Origin of the sequence: Sphingobacterium griseoflavum, assembly GCF_014653155.1 — a bacterium.
GTDB classification, from domain to species: domain Bacteria; phylum Bacteroidota; class Bacteroidia; order Sphingobacteriales; family Sphingobacteriaceae; genus Sphingobacterium; species Sphingobacterium griseoflavum.
Window position 1 is genome coordinate 193120 of sequence record NZ_BNAF01000010.1, and the last position, 20866, is coordinate 213985.

Annotated in this window: 14 protein-coding genes and 1 tRNA gene; 3 read left to right on the top strand and 12 right to left on the bottom strand. The window is 44.5% G+C overall.

The annotated features are described in order from the left end of the window. Window positions 1–26: 26 nt before the first annotated feature. The 10 genes from IE165_RS14110 to IE165_RS14155 form a co-directional block, all read right to left on the bottom strand. Window positions 27–4466, bottom strand: coding sequence for a chemotaxis protein CheB (locus IE165_RS14110; protein ID WP_189627280.1), 4440 nt, complete (start codon window positions 4464–4466; stop codon window positions 27–29). Window positions 4467–4482: 16 nt separating this feature from the next. Continuing rightward, window positions 4483–5970: a GAF domain-containing protein gene (locus IE165_RS14115; RefSeq protein WP_189627281.1), complete on the bottom strand. Its 1488-nt coding sequence runs from the start codon at window positions 5968–5970 to the stop codon at window positions 4483–4485. A 213-nt stretch (window positions 5971–6183) separates the two neighbouring features. Continuing rightward, window positions 6184–6648, bottom strand: a complete 465-nt coding sequence (locus IE165_RS14120) for an acyl-CoA thioesterase (RefSeq protein ID WP_189627282.1) — start codon at window positions 6646–6648, stop codon at window positions 6184–6186. A gap of 285 nt (window positions 6649–6933) precedes the next feature. Then, the gene (gene bla / locus IE165_RS14125; RefSeq protein ID WP_189627283.1) at window positions 6934–7836 is read right to left on the bottom strand and encodes a class A beta-lactamase, subclass A2; all 903 of its coding nucleotides are present in this window, start codon (window positions 7834–7836) and stop codon (window positions 6934–6936) included. 58 nt (window positions 7837–7894) lie between these two features. Further along, the gene (locus tag IE165_RS14130) at window positions 7895–11044 is read right to left on the bottom strand and encodes an error-prone DNA polymerase (protein WP_189627284.1); all 3150 of its coding nucleotides are present in this window, start codon (window positions 11042–11044) and stop codon (window positions 7895–7897) included. Further along, window positions 11041–12543: a Y-family DNA polymerase gene (locus IE165_RS14135; protein WP_189627285.1), complete on the bottom strand. Its 1503-nt coding sequence runs from the start codon at window positions 12541–12543 to the stop codon at window positions 11041–11043. Before IE165_RS14135 ends, IE165_RS14130 begins: the two co-directional genes overlap by 4 nt. Before the next feature lie 4 nt (window positions 12544–12547). Then, complete coding sequence (locus IE165_RS14140; protein WP_189627286.1) at window positions 12548–13291, bottom strand: ImuA family protein; 744 nt, start codon at window positions 13289–13291, stop codon at window positions 12548–12550. A gap of 422 nt (window positions 13292–13713) precedes the next feature. Beyond that, window positions 13714–14667 carry a sensor histidine kinase gene (locus tag IE165_RS14145; RefSeq protein ID WP_189627287.1) on the bottom strand — a complete coding sequence of 318 codons (954 nt, stop codon included), beginning with the start codon at window positions 14665–14667 and terminating at the stop codon, window positions 13714–13716. Between the two features lie 279 nt (window positions 14668–14946). Beyond that, window positions 14947–15588 (bottom strand): carbohydrate-binding family 9-like protein, encoded by a 642-nt coding sequence (locus tag IE165_RS14150; RefSeq protein WP_189627288.1) that lies wholly within the window; start codon window positions 15586–15588, stop codon window positions 14947–14949. Window positions 15589–15598: 10 nt separating this feature from the next. Further along, window positions 15599–16711 carry a phosphotransferase enzyme family protein gene (locus tag IE165_RS14155; protein WP_189627289.1) on the bottom strand — a complete coding sequence of 371 codons (1113 nt, stop codon included), beginning with the start codon at window positions 16709–16711 and terminating at the stop codon, window positions 15599–15601. 264 nt (window positions 16712–16975) lie between these two features. Here IE165_RS14155 and IE165_RS14160 point away from each other — a divergent pair, with 264 nt between their 5' ends. Further along, entirely contained in the window at window positions 16976–18304 is a 1329-nt protein-coding gene (locus tag IE165_RS14160) for a hemolysin family protein (protein WP_189627290.1), read from the top strand. An 8-nt stretch (window positions 18305–18312) separates the two neighbouring features. On the opposite strand, the gene trxA is transcribed toward IE165_RS14160, so the two are convergent. Both trxA and IE165_RS14170 read right to left on the bottom strand, forming a co-directional pair. Further along, window positions 18313–18612 (bottom strand): thioredoxin, encoded by a 300-nt coding sequence (trxA, locus tag IE165_RS14165; RefSeq protein WP_189627291.1) that lies wholly within the window; start codon window positions 18610–18612, stop codon window positions 18313–18315. Window positions 18613–18651: 39 nt separating this feature from the next. Further along, window positions 18652–19500: a glycoside hydrolase family 25 protein gene (locus IE165_RS14170; protein WP_189627292.1), complete on the bottom strand. Its 849-nt coding sequence runs from the start codon at window positions 19498–19500 to the stop codon at window positions 18652–18654. A 59-nt stretch (window positions 19501–19559) separates the two neighbouring features. On the opposite strand from IE165_RS14170, the gene IE165_RS14175 reads away from it, so the two are divergent. Beyond that, on the top strand, window positions 19560–20444 hold the full coding sequence (locus IE165_RS14175) for a bestrophin family protein (RefSeq protein WP_189627293.1): 885 nt from the start codon (window positions 19560–19562) through the stop codon (window positions 20442–20444). A gap of 113 nt (window positions 20445–20557) precedes the next feature. After that, a tRNA-Ser gene (locus IE165_RS14180) sits at window positions 20558–20645 on the top strand. The last annotated feature ends 221 nt before the right edge of the window (window positions 20646–20866 follow it).

Below are 20866 nucleotides of genomic sequence, written 5' to 3' on the forward strand. Positions count from 1 at the left end.
TGCGGATTTGCTTACGAGAAACTTCGTTAGTTATCCGTTGGCAAATTTGTTGGTACGGTAAACCAAAAGGTCGACCCCTCTCCTTCTATACTTTCTACACCGATTTGGCCATGGTGCCGCTCAATAATATCCTTACAGATGAACAGGCCCAATCCCAAGCCTGAAAACTTGATGGATTCCTCTACCCGGAAAAACCGGTCAAAGACTAGATCTTTTTTATCATTCGATATACCGATACCAAAATCACGGACGGCAAGGCGCAGATTTTGTGCGTTTGACCGCTTGACCGTCACCGTAACTTTCTGTTGACCAGGCGAGTACTTAATTGCGTTGGAAAGAAAATTTACCACAACCTGTTCGATGCGATGCCTATCAGCGGACAGGTAAAGATCTTCCTCTACAACCAACTCAATTTGATGTGCGATATCTCCATTTACCACATCATGGACGACCTCTTTTGTCAATTCTGAAAGATTAAACTCCGTGTAATTCAGCTGCATTTTTCCGGAATGTATTTTCGTCACATCCAGCAGGTCATTGATCAAGTAAGTAAGTTTATCCGTTTGCTTTAAGCTTTTCGAAAGAAAATCTTGGATGAGCGCCATCGATTTTCCTTGATCTATCGACTTCAGGCCTATCTGCAACATGGCTTTCAAGCTGGTAATGGGCGTTTTAAGTTCATGGCTTGCTATGCTCATAAACTCGTCCTTTCGATTCATCAGTTGCCTTGTGGCGATCTGCGATTTCACCAGTTCACTTACTTCAAAGCCAAAAAATGCAATGCCATCGATCTGTTCTCTATCGTCGAAAATCGGCGTGAAGAGGTAATCTATCCAAGCTTGTCCAATTTCGTTTCCATCCCCATCGAATTTCACTACGCGAAAGGCTTTGCCAGAAAACGCGCGTCCTTCGTTTAAAATATCGTTGTCTGCCTGAAACAAACGTTTGTCCACACCTATTTGATGCGCATCGCCTGATGCCAACCCAAAAAAATCCCTCCCTGCATAGAATTCTTTAAACGCTGCGTTGCTGTATTCATAACGAAGATCCAGTCCGCGACGGATGGAAATCAACGCAGGTGCATTTGCGAAAAGCTCATAAAATTCTTTCTGCTGGCGAAGGATGAACTCCTGTAGTTCCTGTTTTCTGCGCTCTGCTGCCTTGATACGCGTCACATCAACCACCGATCCCACCATCCGGTAAGCCACGCCATGGTCGTCGTGCTGTACCGTTCCACGATCCAGTATCTCCGCATATTCGCCGTCAGCACGTCTAAAGCGGTATTCTGCAAGCCACGATTCCTGTTGTTCATTTATCGCCGCGTACACACTCTCTCGAACGCGATCTACATCGTCCGGGTGAACGCATGTATACCAAAAAGCCGTCGTCTGCGTATCGGCATTTATTTCATAGCCGAACATGGCGGAAAAGTTTTGACTACGCCAGATACTATTGTTTACCAAATCCCAATCCCAAACAGTATCGTTGGTGGCTTCAGAAACCAGGTTAAATCGGTCTTCGCTTTTTGTCAAACTTAGTGTGCGCTCACGAACTCTACTTTCCAGTTCATTGTTGAGCGTCTTTAGGGATTCACGAACCGTCAAAAGCTCATTGTAATTCCGTTTCAGGTTTTGTTCGCCCTTTTTTCTTTCGGTGACGTCGGTATAGGTCACCGCCAGTAGATCGCCAATATTGGTTGCTGTTACAATGTACCATCGCTCATTATCTAATTGGATCTCGGTTTGCATATTATCGCCCGAAGATACGATGTCCTTTAATTGCAGGAAGAGTTTTTCATTATACAGGCTTTGCAATTGCTTCCGGAAAAGTAAGCCTGCCAGATCATGCTCGCCCCGCTCAGCAATCTGCTCCGCGGTATTGTTCGCCGCGTAGCATTTGAAATCGACAACCTGTCCACTCGTGTTACGCACACTGGTAAATATCAGGATGGCGCTTAAACTGGTTTTGAATACCCCGACGATGATGTTGCTTAATTCGTTTAGAGCCGTTATATCAACAAATGTCACGACCACACCATCCGACTGGCCATCGATTCGAACATAAGGCATGATCCTCAATAAACATGTTCGGCCATTTTTCAAGTTTATTTCCCGTTCGGGCAGCGCGACATTGCTTTTCAACGCATGGTCAATATCCGCCAAGAAATGTTCGTAGTTTATATTATTGGAGATATGCTTGATGGGCCGCCCAATATCTGCATCAATCAAGTTCACCATGTCCACCGCAGCTGGGTTAAATTTACGGATGCGGCCCGTGCTGTCGATAAAAATCTGTCCGATATCTACGCTCTTGAAATAATTGTTTAAGTCATCATTCAATTCCACGAGCTCCTTGATCTTCTGTTGATGCTCTGCATTCAAGGTGTGCAGTTCTTCATTCAGAGACTGTAATTCCTCATTGCTGGATTGCAGTTCTTCATTGGCAGACAGCAGTTCTTCGTTGCTGGACTGCAGCTCTTCATTGGCGGTATCCATTTCTTCGATGGCCACCTGCAAATTGTTCCGCACCTCACTAAGCTCACTTTCCAACTCAATGAGATACGTGTTTTGATGCTCGTCCGTCGCCACTTGCGGATGATAGTTCAGCGGCTCAACTTCCATTTCAACCTCTCGAAATACGACTAGCGTAAAAGGTCGTTCCAGATCTGGATTGGCGGGACTTACATCAATATTGAAAACCATGTCCTCCTTCGCGCTTTTTACACGAAGTCTTTTTAAAGACTTCGATACATTGTCCTTCCACACAGCTCGAACGGTGTTGTTCAGTAAATAGGAGATTTCCTTCGGCACCATTTTCAGAAGATTCATCTCCAACTTTTTTTCCGGTAGCGAGAGAAACCTTTTGTAGTTTCCTATGGTATCTTTTATCTCAAAATTTTTATCAATGAATACAGCGACATAGCCATATTGCTCCAATAGAAACTGTTGGAACAAGTCTTCGGAAGTTTTCTGCACCTTCTTTGCCGTACGTACGGGAAACGGACGTTGCACGCTGGTTTTGCCAGTACCTAAAAATTCAGTAGCTTTCGATATCGGACCAGTCTTCATAAAGATCTTCCACTTGCTACTTATTTCCTTTACCCCTTCCTTAATGGGGTTTATGGTTTCGCTAGGCCCTAAAAACAAGAATCCATCTTGGTTCAACGCAAAATGAAACGTCGTCAAGATATTATGCTGCAAGAGACTATTCATGTAGATCAACATGTTCCGACAACAGATAAGATCATTCTTAATAAAAGGCGGTGTTTTGATTACATTGTGTTTCGCGAAAACCACTTGTTTACGAATATGGGGAACGACAGAGATCTGCTGCCCATCCTGTATAAAGTATTCATGGAATATCGTTTCAGGGATATCTTTCCGGAACGAAACGGGATAGCTATTGCGAGAGGCTATATCCAAACTAACTTCGTCAATATCAGATGCAAAAATTTTTATTTCTAGATTCTTTCCGATTTTCTTTAAGTATTGGTCAATCAAGATCGCGACAGAATACACCTCCTCCCCCGTGCTACATGCGCACACCCACACCTTAACGACCTCGTTATCCTGTTTGCGATCGATAATATGCGGAATCGCCTTATTTTTCAAGATATCAAAAGCCTGCTGGTCACGAAAGAAACGCGTTACGCCGATCAAAAAATCCTTTCCGAGCAAATCGATCTCATTTTCACTATCGCGCAGCAATTCGAGATAGTCCGCTACGTCGTCCAATTGTACGGCTTTCATGCGACGTCCGATCCGTCGGAAGATTGTCGGCGTCTTGTATAGCGAGAAATCGTGATCCGTGTGTGCATGAACCAAATCAAATATTTCATTCAAAACCGCTTCGTTTACCTGACCATTCTCCAGTGCACGTACCGGTGCAAGACTGATATAATCCGCCAACTTATCATACATCGCAGATATGGGTACGACATGGTCTACATTGCCCGATTTAATTGCATTGATAGGCATACTATCGAATTTGGCTGTCTGTGGATCTTGTGCGATAACCAATCCTCCATTTTCTTTTATGGCCTCGATACCCAGCGTCCCGTCGCTACCTGTTCCGGAAAGAATAATGGCTATAGCCTTACTTTTACTATTTTCAGCCAAGCTGATCAGGAAATTATCAATCGCATTGTTTGGAACCTTTCCTTCCTTTTTTCCCAAGTGCAAACGCCCATTTCGAATCGTAATAAACTTGTCATTTGGGATGACATATACGCACGAGGGCTCTACAATTTGATTTTCAGCAGCCTCAATCACTTGCATATGGGTATGCTTCGAAACGAGTTCAACCAGTAAGCTTTTATAGTCCGATGAAAGGTGTTGAATCAACACGAAGGAAACCTCTATTGCAGAGGGAATACGATCAAAAAGATCATGGATGGCTTCCAATCCACCTGCTGACGCTCCAATACCGACTACATAATGGGTGTCTACCTTTTTTCTGCTTGCCATTCGACGTATAAAAAAATTAATGCTTATGCTCTATAAGAAAACTACGGATCGAATTGGCAATCTGCAACTCCTGTTCATGCCAAGGCATTGCGGTTTGACTGACCGTTTCCATCCATACTTTAAACGAATTTCGTGGGTGATACGTTTTGCCACCGACATCAAAATTTATTGCCTGATGTGGGTTTCCGCCCCACTCGATGGTTTTAACTACTTCCGGTCGAAAGCAGACCATATAATTGGGTTCGCTCCCGGAAAGCGGGATAACCAACATGCCACTGGCCTGATCGCTGACATGCATCGCTTCTTCAATAACACTTGCTAAATTATGGGTTGCATACACCTGTTTGATCTCTTTCGCCTGCAACCACAGGTACACGTCATCTAAAAAACTGGCTTCAGGTGTTTCTCCCTTTACATAACGTTGATTACCATCGTAAATAACTGCTGCTGTTGCTCTAAACAGGTCTAAAACATTCAGTTCATCATCAAGCGTACCGGATTTAACACCCGATTTATACACCTGGTCAATTATTCGATTTCGATCCTGTTGCAAATTTGAGACAAACTGATATTCGTCGCTGTTTATGATCGATGAAATTTTAGTGGAAATAACATTGGTCAGCAAAGCTAAATTTGCACTATCCTCAAAACTAAGGTCGAGTGGCACGCTATGATTGCAAGATATAAGTCCCCAAAGCTTCCCATTATGGATGACACGCAAGGACATCGATCCCATGACTTCCATATTGGCCATATATTCCAAATGTACATCGGCCACGCCCCGCAAAAAAGATGCTGATAAATCTGTGAAGGCATTCGTTAAGGGATTTATTACTGGATACAGGCGCGCAGGCGTATACGTTCTGTCCGGAATCAGTCTTATCGGGTTTTTTAAGTACAGTTCACGTGCCTGCCGTGGGACATCAGATGCCGGAAAAGTTACACCCAAATAGGGTTCCAGCGCATCGGTCTTGCTTTCCGCGATGACCTTACCATTCCAATCCGCATCAAATTTATACATCATGACTCCGTCGATATCCAACATAGTCTGTATATTGCGAACGATCAAGTCACATGCTTCCTGCAACTCATCTACCGCGTCCAGTTCGGCAACCAGTTGTCGTACTTGCTGTAGTCCTCCAAATTGGCTAGGATTGTTTTGCTGCGCCAATTGCAGTTCTAGCATATAATAAAGCTCATGTTCAGTGGCCCACATTCGTATGGGTTTTCCCGAAACCGTCAATTCGACGGTGATTTTCTTCCGCACACTTTCTTCCAAGCGCATCAAAAACTCCTCACGCGTTTCCAAAATATGTGTAACGAATACTGTTCCAACCGCAGCCTGCGGTTCCAAATCTAAATATGTCGCTATATTCGCACTCACTTGAATGATCCGTAAATCATGTTTATCCAATAGCACGACAGCACCGTATGGCTGTATGGTATTGATGTGATGTATAGGAAGATTGCCACAAAATTCCGAATCAAAGTTGGCTTTACGCATAGTGTATGACTAGTGATCTATTTGCTTTTAATTTACAAATTAACAAAAAAGCTGCTATAATCAAATCCTAAGGCCTCAGAATAGGGATGCAAAATTGACTTCAATAAACGCATTAGGTATATTTACCATAAAAACATGCGTCAAATACGCATTGCGGAAAAGTCCTGCATTGCTATCCGATGCTAGGATTGGGGAATAGATATGAATAAATTCCTACAGAAAGGGCTTCATTTCTTCCTCAATCTGCTTGCGGTGTATCATCAATCTTTTGGCGTATTCTTCCTGACGCTTTTCGTCTTCCGTCATCGGAATCCATTTCGGTACTTGAGTTGCTTTGCCATCGTCGTCCAATGCAACAAAAACGATGATGCAATGTGTTTTTTTCTCGAAGCTATTGCTTTTCAGATCCCGGGCATATACATCAATTCCAATATGCATACTACTCGAGCCGGTGTATATCACGTGGGCTTCCACTTTGACAATCTGCCCGATCTTGATTGGTTGATAGAAACGGATACCACCAACATACACCGTTACGCAATAGCGGCTACTCCAACTGCTCGCGCAAGCGTAACCTGCCTGATCTATCCATTTCATCACAGCTCCACCATGTACTTTTCCTCCATAATTCACGTCTGAAGGCTCGGAAATAAATTGAAAGATCAACGGTGTATTCATATATGTGTATCGATTGTTAACTATTTAGTTAACCACCACAATACGATAAAAGTTTGAGATTGTTCCAATTTACTGGCCGGCAAGCAGTATCCTTACAAATGATGAAACAGGTCGTGCTGGTTTGGAACAAGGATTCCAAAAGCTATTAAAATCAAATGTTAAAAAATGTTAAGAACAACTATCAACATACTAGCGATGCTTGAGCGTCGTTTATATTGTATAATTTCATAATTTAGGTTAATAATTGGTTTGGTAAAATCCTGAAGTTCCCCGCTTCAGGATTTTTTATTTTTCACTCTGTTTTACAAAATAATCATAGCCCATGCGTGCAACCTCGGCAATCACAGCTTCATTTGTTTGAAGATCTTCTTTAGAATCGCTCACAAATACCGTGATAAACAGCGGCTCTCCGTTAGGCAGAAATATGACACCGGCATCGTGTACGGCTGCAGTGGTTCCATCTTTGGTTCCTGAAAAACCAGTCTTATGAGCTACTGTAACATCGGCTGGCAGTTTCCCCTTCAACCGCTTTAAACCGGTTTGGGACTCACTCATTACCCGCCATAAGAAGGCGTGGCTTGTGGCAGACAGCTCCTGATGTCGGTTATAAAAATAAGTCTGCATCAAGTCCGCGCATGCTGCCGCTGTGGTCCAATTTAGAAATTGCATATCCCAATTGCTTTGCATGGTCTTTTCATTGATGGCGATAGCCAAATCCCGTATACCACGATCTTTATAGAACCGATCTACTTTAGCCGGTCCACCGAGCAATTTCAACAAAACGTCGCAAGCAACGTTGTCGCTTTGCGCCAACATAAACGTCAATATTTCGGAGATGGGAAGGGTAGCTCCATGGGGATACTTTTCACGCAATGGGCTCCAGATCTCGGGCGTAAGATCACGTTTTTTGATTGCGATAGCTTGCTCGAGTTTGAACTTACCTTTATCAATCGCTGTCAGCATGGCCACAGCGATATGAAATTTGAATACACTTTGCATGGGCAATCGTTCTGTCGCACGAACATATACCTGATCATCTTTATCAACACCTTGGATCGCCACGGCGACAATTGCATCTTTATCTTGGGTGCATGCTTCAATTTGCGCACGAAGCTGCGATATTTGGCCGAAGGTAGGTACCGTATAAAGCAGCACAGCAATACTAAGGGAAAGAAACTTCTTAATCATTTTTATGAGGGTTAAATCTACCAGCTAAGATAAGCATATGCTCTCGCCTTATTTACATTTACTTGAAATTGCGTCCCTTGTGAAAAATGGCAGACACCTTCCGGTCTCCAGCTTGTTCCAACTCCAACAGCCAATCATTCAAGTTATAGCACTGTTTGACCACCACATGAATAACCTGCCCTTCTACCTGCAATACACCACTCACCAACAGCAATTTAGACTGAAGTATTTCACGCCTAAATTTAACAAATGTTTGGGACCATACCACCAAATTTGCAAAACCCGTTTCGTCTTCAATCGTTACAAACAACACCCCTTTTGCCGTGCCGGGGCGCTGCCTTACGGTCACTAATCCACAGACTTTTACCGGCATACCATTTTTCACCAAAGGTAGTTTATGAGCGGAAACCACATGCTTTTTATCTAATTTTTCGCGGAGGAAATATAGCGGATGCGCCTTCACGGAAAGTCCCATGCTGGCATAGTCCTGCACGACATGTTCGCTATCCGTCATAAAGGGTAGCTGGATCTGCGCTTCACTTGCACTAGTTGATGGTTGGCCTTTAAACAGTGCGATCGGTCGATCCCGCACCGCCGCCACTTGCCATAGGGCCTCTCTTCGATCCAAGCCCATGGAACGGAAAGCATCGGCATCTGCCAATTTCTCCAACATCGATATGGTCATGACATCTGCCAGTTCCTCCATGTTGCTGAAAACCTGCTTTCGCGCTTTGATTAACTGTTCCACTTCTTCTTCAGCTATACCTTTTAACTGACGGAATCCCAGGCGCAAATGATGAAATTTTTTCCCAAACTCACCTTCCAAGGTATTATCCCAAAAGGAATGGTTAACATCTATGGGCAGCACTGTTATCCCATGGTTTTGGGCATCTATGATAATCTGGGCAGGTCGATAAAATCCCATTGGTTGGCTATTGAGCAGCGATGCTGCAAATACATCGGGATAGTAACATTTAATATAGCTCGATATATAAACCAGCAGGGCAAAAGATGCTGCATGACTCTCTGGAAAGCCATAGCCACCAAACCCTTCTATCTGTTTGAACACCCGTTCGGCAAACTCTTCTTTATAACCTTTGGCCAGCATCCCATCCAACATCTTTTGCCGAAATTGGCTCACCTCGCCTTTTGCTTTAAAGGTTGCCATGCTGCGGCGCAAAGCATCCGCCTCGGCAGGTGTAAAACCTGCCGCCACGATCGCAATTTCCATGGCCTGTTCCTGAAACAACGGTACCCCTCTGGTTTTTTCCAGGATCCCCCTAATCTCCTCTTTGGGGTATTCCACATCTTCCTCGCCATTTCGCCGTCGTAGATAAGGATGCACCATATTTCCCTGAATGGGACCAGGCCGCACAATGGCCACTTCAATGACGAGGTCGTAAAATTCTCTAGGTTTCAGGCGCGGTAACATAGACATCTGCGCTCTACTTTCTATTTGGAAAACCCCTAATGTATCGGCCAAACAGATCATATCGTACACCCGCTCGTCGTTTGGCGGGATATTAAAGAGGGTCAATTCTTCGCCATAATGTTCTTTCACCATGTCAAAGCTCTTTCGCAGGCAGGTTAGCATGCCCAGTCCCAACACATCTACCTTCAGAAAACCCAAAGCCTCCAAATCATCCTTGTTCCATTCAATATTGGTTCTGTTTTCCATACGTGCAGGAATGCTGGGGCATAATTCGTGCATTTTGCCCTGCGTAATGACAAAGCCCCCTGTATGCTGCCCGAGCTGACGGGGAAAGCCCATCAACTGCTCAGCAAGCGCAATAGTTTTACGAAAATGGGGGTCTTCTATTGAAAAACCATGTTCAGCAAAACGATCAAGATCCAATTCGCTATCCCAATGAGCACTAACAGTTTGTGAAAGCCTACTTAAAGCATCGGCAGACAAACCCATTGCCTTTCCCACATCACGCAGCGCACCCTTCGCGCGCTCCTGCGTGACAGTAGCTACGATAGCAGCGCGATCTCGGCCATATTTTTCGTAGATGTATTGGATGACTTCCTCTCGACGTTCATGTTCGAAATCCACATCAATATCAGGTGGTTCATCACGCGCATCCGACATAAAGCGGGCAAACAAAAGCTTGATCTGTGTGGGGTCAACGGCCGTAATTTCCAAGCAATAACAGACAATTGAGTTGGCGGCAGAACCCCGACCTTGGCAAAGAATGCCACGCCTGCGTGCAAACTGTACGTAATCATGCACTGTCAAAAAATAAGAAGGATAGTTTTTCCGGGCAATAAATTCCAGCTCCATTTGGATCTGTTGCCGATGTTCAGGGAGGATATTTCCGTTAAAGCGCTTTTCTGCACCTTCCCACACCAATTTTTCCAGCTCTTGCTGCGGGGTTCGTCCACCCTGCGTCAACTCTTCAGGATAAACATAAGTCAATTGATCCAAAGAGAAAGAACAGGCGGCAGCAACTTTCTGCGTATGGAGGAGTGCTTCCGGATATTTACGAAAGAGACGTTCCATTTCGTCCATGGGCTTTAAGTAGCGTTCGGCATTGGCATGCAGCCGATAACCAGCTTGTTGTATGGTGCATTTTTCACGCACACAGGTTAAAATATCTGATAGCTCTCGACGATGGGGATTGTGGTAATGCACATCACCTAGGGCAACAATTGGCAATTTCAATTTATCCGCGATTTCCTGCACACGAAACAAGCGTTTATCGTCATCACCTAGATAAAGCTTTGAAACACCTATATACAATTGTTTGCCAAGCAATTGCGCATATTCTGTCACATCATTTCTGTAATTATCATCCAAAGAGAAGTTTAAGTCGAGTTGCTTTGGCGGAACAACAATAAACAGCAGGTCATTTTTATGCGTGGCAATATCCGCTTTATACAGGTAGCATTTGCCTTTTTCTGCACGCAGATTGCCTTTGGATAGCAGATCACAAAGCACCGCGTATCCTGTTTTGCTTTGGGGATATGCCAACAAGCTGTAACCATCCATCAAATCGAGGCGGCAGCCTACAATAAGCCTGACCCCCTTCTTCTTTGCAGCCACATGCGCTCTGACCATGCCTGCCAAACTATTTCTGTCGGTAATTGCGATGGTCTTATAGCCCAAAGCAGCTGCTTGTTCCACCAATTCCTCCGGATGGGAAGCTCCGCGTAGGAAAGTAAAATTACTGGTTACCTGCAATTCAATATAAGATTCCTCCATCATGCGAAAAAACCATGTAAATACCATTCAGCAACTGTGTCTGCCGTATAGTGCCCGGCGCGAAACAGCCAATACCTTCGTCCTTTTTCATCTTCTACGTAATAATAGTCTCTATGTTCCCCTAATTCCAGCCACCATTCCCGTTCTATACGTTCAGGGCCATCTGCTTTTTTGATATGGTGCACTTCGCCTAGGTAGCGAAAAAGCATAGGCGGATAGTCTGGGATCGGAGCTGCAACTTCAATGGCATGTGGAGGATGTAACAACCTCGTCGGTCGCAGCTTACCCAGCGGCCACTCCCTATCTTTCTTTTCGGTGAGCGCTGTTGCCGATCGGATGGAACGTTCCGGCCAATGATGTTCATTGGGCAAATAGCGATCGATACGGCAATTGCTATCTCGCACTTTAATCTTATCCAATAGTTCTACTAGAGCCTGGTCGGACACTCCCGCACTACCTTTCCACAGCACTTCTTGCAGGGGCGAGGCATCATCCAGCATAAGCGCATCCATTACAAAAAGCTCTATACCCAAGCCTGGCTCTATTTCAGCTATCTTTTGCGCGAAGAGTGCGCATAAATGGGGTACATGCGCCGATGGCCTATTCGTACCAATCTCTATTGTTTTCACTTTTCCATCGACCCGATGGCATGAAAGTTTAGCCTTTCGCAATCCTTTGCCTTCCGCTTCAAGTCGAGCGCACAGATCAGTCATGAGCTTCCCAATAGCTATTTCAATACCTTTATCCGTACAGATGGGTTCGAGGCATGATAATGATTCGGAATAGGGTTGTATAGGCTGCACCCATTCCAGGTATTCTTCTACTTTTCCCAAGAACTGCTGCAAGCGAAGGACAAGCTCTGAAGAAAACCGACGGTTTAATACATCAACTGGTATTGCAGCAAAGCTGTCCAAGGTTCTGAAACCTAATTTATACAATCGATCTAAGGTATTACTTTCTAGACGAAGGGCCTCGGGAGGCAAATGCGACAACAGCTCTAGCTGTCTTCCTGCATCGATCACTGTCCCAGTAGGACGATAATGTGCAGCAGCCCACGCCGCCCCAATGGTATCTGCGCTACAGATGTTAGCTTCATATCCTTTACTACCCAGCTGTGCAATAATAGCAGCTAGATATCCTTTTTCACCTCCCCACAGGTGTGCACAGCCACTGATATCCAGCAGAAGGTTTCCAAGGTCGTCGGTCGCTACCGTAGGTGTAAACTGCAAACACCATTGAGCCAGTGCCTCAAGGAGCTTCTTCTTTCGCAAAGGTTTATCGGTCAGCACGTGGAGCTGAGGCACCGCGGCCCTAGCATCGGCTAGTAACATGTTGGGAAAAATACCGAGTTCTTGCGCTATGGCATTACTTGCCGTAATGAACATGCGGCTATTGGCAGAAGCCATAAAAACGACAGGTTCCGCAACATATTCGGTGTTTTTCCGCAAATACCAATCGGTTAGCAGGTAAGGAAAAAACAATACGGCATAGCGCTTCTTCATACGACTAACCCACTTTACGATTTACTATTTTGGATCCTGGAATATCCGAATGTTTTTGTTGCTGCAGGACAAAAGCGTTGTTTTGCCACGCAATCTGCCAATGGCTGGGATTACCATTTCTCACCTTGAGCAACATAACGTCCCAGGCAGGAAAACCGACCCCCGGTAATCCACCCTCCGTCACACTTGGCAAAGCGCGAATATGCCAACGCACCGTACATGCTGTAGTCATCTGCACGCGTGGGGCAGTGCGCAATAGCAAGCCCGTTACTTTACTTTCCTCCACAACAAGCTGCAAGCGCCGCGATTGAACAAAATCCACATCATTTATTTCCGCGACCACCACACATAGGGCGTCGCACTTTAAGGCTTCTTCCAAAGCCCACAACCTATCTTTTTCCTTTTTTATACAGACAAAAACCATGCGATCCGGCTCTAGCCCGAAGGTCTGTAAGGATGGCGGAAAAAGCTCCGGCGATCCGCTGATCCATAAGGCTGTTCCTCCTTTCCGCATCAGTTTGGACAGTAGACTGGCAATAAAGCCTGTGCTTGCCGCTTTATCCTCTGGACAAAACGTCATAAACTCATGCATCGCGCCGCGTGGAAAAACCTTTCCTGGAAACACCTTCTCCAGGTCGCCCAGCCCTAAAGACAAAGACGGCTGCCCTGTCTCTTTATATCCCTGCCAGGCCAATATTTGGCGTTGCAGATCCTGTATGGTTTTTTGTTTATCCGTTGTTTCAGGCATGATGTTTCCTCCTTCCTAGAATACAAAAATAATACTAATTTTTTTAGCAAAAAATTTTTTTAGATGTTTATTCTCTTTGGTTTGGTTGATGCCCAGTAAAAGACAGTATTTGGCGCATATGCCCTTGTCAAGCTATTTTGAATATCCTGGTATCCACATGTTCAAAAAACACTATGGACATCGTACGACCCGATTCAAGCACATCCATTTTTAAGGAATATAAGTAAATGGCAGCTTTATAGCCTGAAAATGAATCCGACGAATTATAGATCCTCTACGAAGCTCCTGCTTTAGACGGTATAAGAATGAAAATAATGCGCAAACTTGAAAAATTAAGAAAAGAATTGGGTGATTCTGAATGTAATAATGTCTCTTATGCTCCAAAGACGAAAGCAGGGATCTCTCGGAAAAAAAAGATAGGATCAAACCAATTCAGACCTTTCCGGGCGAGACACATCAATCGCTTCTCCCTGTACCATACTATGGTTTTCCTGTGTTGTAAGCGGCATATAGAGTTGAAAGGTCGTTCCATGCCCCAACCTGCTGTACACCATTAGTCGCCAGCCCACCCGCTCAATCAAATTCTGACAGAGTGCCAATCCCAATCCGCTACCTTTTTCGTTGTTCGTACCCGGCAAACTAGGGATCTGCTTTTTCTCCTTTATTTCTTGTAGTGTAACGGTATCCATTCCGCAGCCCGAGTCACGTATATACACAAAAGATGCTGAAGTGTCCAGATCCATAGAAGCGCCAATTTCAATGACGCTATTTTCATCGCTATATTTTATGGCGTTGCTCAACAAATTGCGCAGGGTAAACTGAAACATTTCGGTTTCACCGATTGCGACAACAGCATCAGGAAGGATGTTTTTTAGTATGATATTTTTTTGTTTTAGCTGCAACGAAAATAAGCTTACAACGTGCTCTGTTTCCTGTATAACAGAAAAAAAATCTTGTTTGATTTCGTCTGTTTGCAAACGTTGGGCGCTCCAAGAGAGTAAATTCTCCAACAGCTTTTCCGATGTCTGGATTTGATCATGCAACAGCGTACTGAGGTAAGTGTTATCTTCCTTGGTTATCCAAGATGCCTTTTCTGCAGCGAGAAGCATCTTGAGGTTCTGAAAGGGTGCGCGCAGATCGTGTGCCATAAGAGACAGCACAGCCAAATTGAAAACTTGCTTTTGCTGCAAGAGCTGATGCTCCTTTTGCAACTTTCCAAAAGAAAGCCCTAGCTTTGTTTGCGCGAGCATGAGCTTCTTTCTTTCCATTTTAAACTGGCCTACCCTTTTTGTGGACAGGCGCTGCCGATAACCAAAACAAGCCAATATACAAAGAAGCAAGAGGTTTACTAGCGTCAAAATTACTTGATTTTCCATACATGTCCCTTTAAACTTCCAGAGGAAGTGATGATACGATCCAAAGGGCGAGTCTTAACTTCGTTATATTTGGGTATTAATACAATTTCTTGGACGAAATGTTTGAGCTTTTATCATTTCCACGTATAAATACGATACCCCCTCCGGAGAGCTTGTATTTGTGCAGCACCATCCTGCATTGCAGGGTAGCAAAATCAGAGATTTGGTTAAGCTCGGTCTAGCCTAGCGGTATTCAAAGGCTTTTGGCATCGAGGCCACCCTCCTAATCATTTAAAAAGATTATTGAAACACCAGCTCGCCAAAAAATGCAGGCAAATGAAAGTTTGGATTGGGCGCAAGGATAGGTGCCCAAGATAAGAAATGCGCGTTTGGAAGGCCGTCGCCACATTTATAAAAGTTACCGTGGGCCAACAGTCCTGAGAGCATAGTCAATTCGGAGTGGATAAAAACAGTGCTCGATATGTACATAATCATATACCAGCGTTTGGTAGACTGTCGATTGACAATGGATGTGGCTGTCATAACCTCCGATATCACGTCGGCTTTCAACCTTGTCCTGTCCGTCTTAATTTCAGGTCCATATCCAATCAGCCCTGTCCCCGCAACATTAAACTCTATGTTGTAATAATGTTGCTTATTGTCAAAGGAAACAAAAAACTCGACACAACTATCTTCCCATACTGCCTCATTTGGTCGGACGTATTGCGCTTTGATAAACTGTTCTTCCACGGCGAAATGCAACAGAATTCCCTTATTGTTGTGTGCAATTTGAAAGGCCACGTTAGGTTTATCAGGAAACTGATCGCGCCAGTTTTGCTGCGCCACCGGCTGCCACGAAAGGTCAGCCATCTGACGGGCGACTTCGTAATAATCAAACTCCGCTAACGCGACATCTCGCAATTCCACGGTCAACTTTTTCATATGTTCAGTTTTAGCTTTGAAAACTGTCCAGCAAAATGCGCTTTAACAAAGGTGCATGCTCTTCCAGTTCGGCTACTAATTTAAGCTGTGCGCGAGTTCTAACCAAATTATGCGTCGGATATTGTATCTTATAATAGGTATCGCCATTTAGATAATCCGTTAAAAAGCGTACCGCCTGCATATAAGGCAAAAGAAAAACGCCTTCCAACAGCGACTCGATCTCTGCTTTCGAAAGAAAATCTTTAGCTTCGCAGATATAGCCGGCTGTGTAAGCTTTAAATAGGGCAATATTCAATTGTATCCTGTCCGTATCAGCTTCATCTTCGGCGGCCGAGTTGATGATCGTTCTGATGGCGTCCCCAAAATCATAAGCGACATAACCGGGCATGACGGTATCCAGATCAATGACACACTGTACCCTGTCTTCTTGATCCAGCAATACATTATTAAACTTTGTATCGTTATGCGTGATCCGTAAGGGAATTTCTCCCTTATCGGCACGTTTCAGTATAGAACGCATGTTATCTTCCCGCACAAAGATGTAATCCAAAAGATCGCCCACAGCCTCTAATCGTTCAAGGGGATCGGCGGCTATGGCTTGGCGCAGATTGTCCATACGAAAGTCTATGTTATGGAAATTTGGCAATACCTCCACTAATCGGGTTGCATCCAAATCGGCTAGTTGCTTTTGAAACTCACCAAACGCTCTACCTCCTGCATAAGCCTGTGCCTCCGTTTCGACAATATCGTAGCTTTTGGTGCCCTCCAATAGGATAAACATCCGCCAGTAACCGCTTTCCGCATCTTTGTAATAAAGCGCCCCTGACTTCGTTGGGATAAGCGTCAACGTACCCTTTTCGACGGCTTCGGCGCCGAGCGGTGCCAATTTGGCCTTTAAATGATCCAGTACAATTTTCGTATTAGCCATCAACCCTTCAACATCGGGAAAAATGTTTTTATTGATCCGCTGGAGCAGGTAGCTTCTACCCTGTTTTATGTCTGTTTTCACACAAAAAGTATCGTTTATATGCCCAGAACCAAATCGTTCCAAGCTCACCATATTACCGTCAATATCAAAATGATTAACAGAATCTATAATCGTACTATCTTTGCAATCAAACATAAAATATAATTAAAAAACACCATCTAGGTCTATACCATCGCAATATCATTAAATAATTATTAAAAACAAAAGACCTAATAGAAAGCAAACGTTTGCACTTTTTTCAAACTACCTCGATGTTGCAATCAACCAAAAAAAACAGCCCTTTATCAACAAATCTTCCGTGCTGTCGACAGCGCACTACCGGCCGTGGTTTGCTTTTTTAAATCAACCATCACTTCTATTGCAAAAGATTTCGTATTTTTAAAAGACAAAAAAAGCAACATGCTCACGGAAATCATCATCATTCTGGCCCTTATTCTTTTAAACGGTATTTTATCCGCATCGGAGATCGCCATTGTCTCCAGCCGAAAAGCGAGACTACAGGCCTTGGCCGATAAGAAAAACCATGCTGCACAGGTAGTCCTTAAATTAAAAGAAAATCCAAATCAATTTCTTTCCACCGTACAGATCGGGATCACCTTGATTGGGATATTGACAGGATTTTTTGGTGGAGGCAGCATTTCTTCCTACTTGGCACTTCAACTAAATCAGGTATCGTTTTTGGCAGCCTATAGCCAACAGATCTCCGTTATTTTGGTCGTATTGGTGATCACCTATCTGTCCTTGGTGATCGGCGAGCTGGTACCCAAACGTATAGGCATGGCTATACCAGAACGTTACGCTTCTTTCATTGCAGCACCGATGAGGCTTTTAAGCAAAATTGTCAAGCCTTTTGTATGGCTATTAAGTGTTTCCACCGAGGCGATCGTGAAGTTATTGAACATCAGGGTCTCGGAAAATTCCGTGACGGAAGAAGAGATAAAAGCGTTGGTCGATGAGGGCGTCAGTAGCGGGGTAATCGAAAATTTTGAACATGACTTCATGGACAGATTGCTCGTCTTGGGCGATAAACGTGCCATCAACCTGATGGTACACCGCTCGGAAATCGATTGTCTGGATTTGCAGGATACAGTGGAGGAAAACAAAGCCATTATCCGTACATCCGAACATACCGAGTTTCCAGTTGTGGATGGCAGCTTTGACCAGGTGAAAGGAATTATACATGTCAAGACATTTCTGAAAAAATATATTGATGACCAACCCATCAATTTTGCCGAACTGATACAGCCCATTCCTTTTGTCAATGAGAATACCTCGGCCTATAATATTCTCAATGTCTTTAGAAATGCCAAGGCACAGCTCGCCGTGGTTATTGATGAATATGGCATCCCACAGGGGATCGTTTCTATCAAGGATATCGTTCGAACACTTTTTGGTGACATGGACTCTACAGATGATAGCCACGGAGAAGGTAACATCCGACAACGGGAAGATGGTTCATTTTTTGCCGATGGACGCATACAGCTCAGCGATTTCATGAGCTACTTTCACCTTTCCCTCACTCCCGAAGAAGAAGACGAACTCAGCAACATCACAACGTTGGGGGGACTTATATTTCTGACGCTGGACCATGTGCCGCAGGAAGGTGAATCCATACATTTCAAGAATTATAAACTAGAAGTGATAGATATGGATGGTAATCGTATCGATAAAGTGATGATCGAGAAGCTATCCGGTCTACGTCATGATATTCCCGAAAATGAGGACTAAAGCGCGCGTTAGCCTATAAAGGGATCCACCACCGCCGTGAGATTATCCAAGCTAAGGACCCCGCTTTGTCGCCAAACCTGTTGCCCATTTTGAAATAAAATCATGGTTGGCACGCCTTGTACGCGATAAGCTGTCGCTAGCGCATTGTTCTTGTCGACATCAATCTTGATAATCGATAGCTGCTCCTTGTACTGGTCTTTTAAATCTTTTAATATGGGAGCCAGCGCTTGGCACGGCCCACACCATGTCGCCGAGAAATCAACCAGCACGAGCGGATGTTGTTTGATGATGTCATTGAAAGTTGCCATAGTTCAAATATACCGTTTTCCTTTTGGAAGTACCAGCTCTCAATATGGAATTGTAAGCGCTTCCAAGTCTTCCATATCTCCTCTGAACATATTGATATCCACATGGCCTTTGATCCCACGAACGGCACCACGCTCAGAAAACTGCCAAAACTGCCAATGCTTTTTGGGTTTGTCTACCCAAAAATTATAGTTGGCAATCCAAAGTACATAATCAGAAAATTCTTTCTCCAGAAAGTCTGTGAAGTAACTATCCCCGGAATAGAGAATGGGCTTGATGCCATAGTGCTTCTCTACCTCGTCCAACCAACGCTTCAATCCTACTTTCAGTGAATCCATCGGCTGTCGCTTTGGGCGTTCTTCGATATCCAGTACCGGCGGTAAATCGCCGGGCTTCAGCCGAACCGTTTGTATGAAATTACGCGCTTGGCGCCGGGAATTCTCATTTGGCCTGAAATAGTGATAGGCTCCACGCAACTTTGTCCTACTTAAAGCGGCTTCCCAATTTTCTTTAAATCGGCGATCCTTCTTGCTTTCCCCCATGGTAGCGCGAATAAAAACAAAATCCAGCGGAATTTCATCGTGTATGGTGTGCAGCTCGATCCAGTTTATGGATCCTTGGTACTGCGAGATGTCGATTCCGTACAGATAGCTGTCATGTACCCGCATCAGATCCAAGTTTCGCCGCGTATGGGCATCATCGCTATATTTTTCTCCTACATCGTCTCCGTAAATCCACCTTTTTGCCACATGCTGCAGGTCTGTGACGAGCAACAACGCACCCAAGCCAATGACGATCGCCGGTATCACGATGCTCCAGATTAGAAATTTCCGTCGCTCATACGCCTCCTCTTTCGCTTTGCTCTTGACCGTTCTCTTGGATTTTGCCATATTGCAGTGAAAATAATGCATTTATTTTTTATTGACAATAGAAATCCTATAACTCCATTATGCGTGTCTACAATTCCAAAGAATGGTTTACGGCTACGGTATTCTTCCACCGTAGCGACACCTTTCGCAAACTATGGCCTTTCCTGCTCCTTATGGCGCTCTATTCGTGGGGGATTGCATACTGGGAGCTCGAATACCTCAAGCTGTCCGAGAAAAGCTGGATAAAAAACATCACCATGGTACATAGTCTATTGGGCTTTGTGCTGTCCCTGCTGCTGGTATTCCGTACCAATACCGCCTATGACCGTTGGTGGGAAGCCCGAAAGCAATGGGGAACCTTAACAAACGTCAGCCGTTCGCTGGCTTACAAGCTTGATGCGTTTATAGGAAAAGAGGATCATGTTACGCGCAGTTTCTTTCGGCGCGCTATTCCACTCTATGCCGAAACGTTATTTAACTTTCTGCGATCAGACTATGTAAAGTTCATGCTGGATGAAAAGGAGCATCCCGAGTTTAAGACGCTCGACGAGGATAAGCATGGCCCCAACCAACTTGCTGCCTTAATCTTTAATAAGGTACATGTATTGTATCAGGAACAGCATCTTTCGGGCGAACAGTTTATTATCCTGAACGACGAACTGCAAACCCTTACCAACGTTTGCGGTGCCTGCGAGCGTATCAAGAACACGCCGATCCCGTTGAGCTATAGTTCATTTATTAAAAAGTTTGTCATCGCCTATTCCGTTACGCTACCGATAGGCTACGTCTTTTCCATGGGCTATTTTGTCGTCGCAGCGGTACCCTTCATCTTTTATGTACTGGCCTCCCTAGAGCTGATTGGCGAATCCATCGAAGAGCCATTTGGCGTCGATGCCGACGATTTACCGATAGACAAAATCGCGTTAAACATTAAAAAACACGTCTCCGAGGTACTGCAACCATGATTTTGCTGGATGCAACAGGGCGTAATTAAAATAATCTCCCTCATTTTCAACCGATAAAATAATAGCGCCAAAATAATTTTTGCAGAAAAGCGAGGAATTTCTACTTTTGTCGCGGAGAGTTGGCAGAGTGGTCGAATGCGGCAGTCTTGAAAACTGTTGACTGTAACAGGTCCGGGGGTTCGAATCCCTCACTCTCCGCCAGATAAAAGCAGCTTTTTTTAAGCTGCTTTTATCGTTTATGTAGCACCTGATTCGAACCGAAGGGCTGGCCGGGGTTCGAACCGAAGGAGGTTTAGGGATGTGTGCGAGCTAGGCGCGGCTAAACCAATCCTGAACTCTCCGCCAGATAAGAGGCCGTCTCATAAGTAATTATGGGACGGTTTTTTTTACTTGTTTACCTCGCGCTATTTTCTATCTTATTC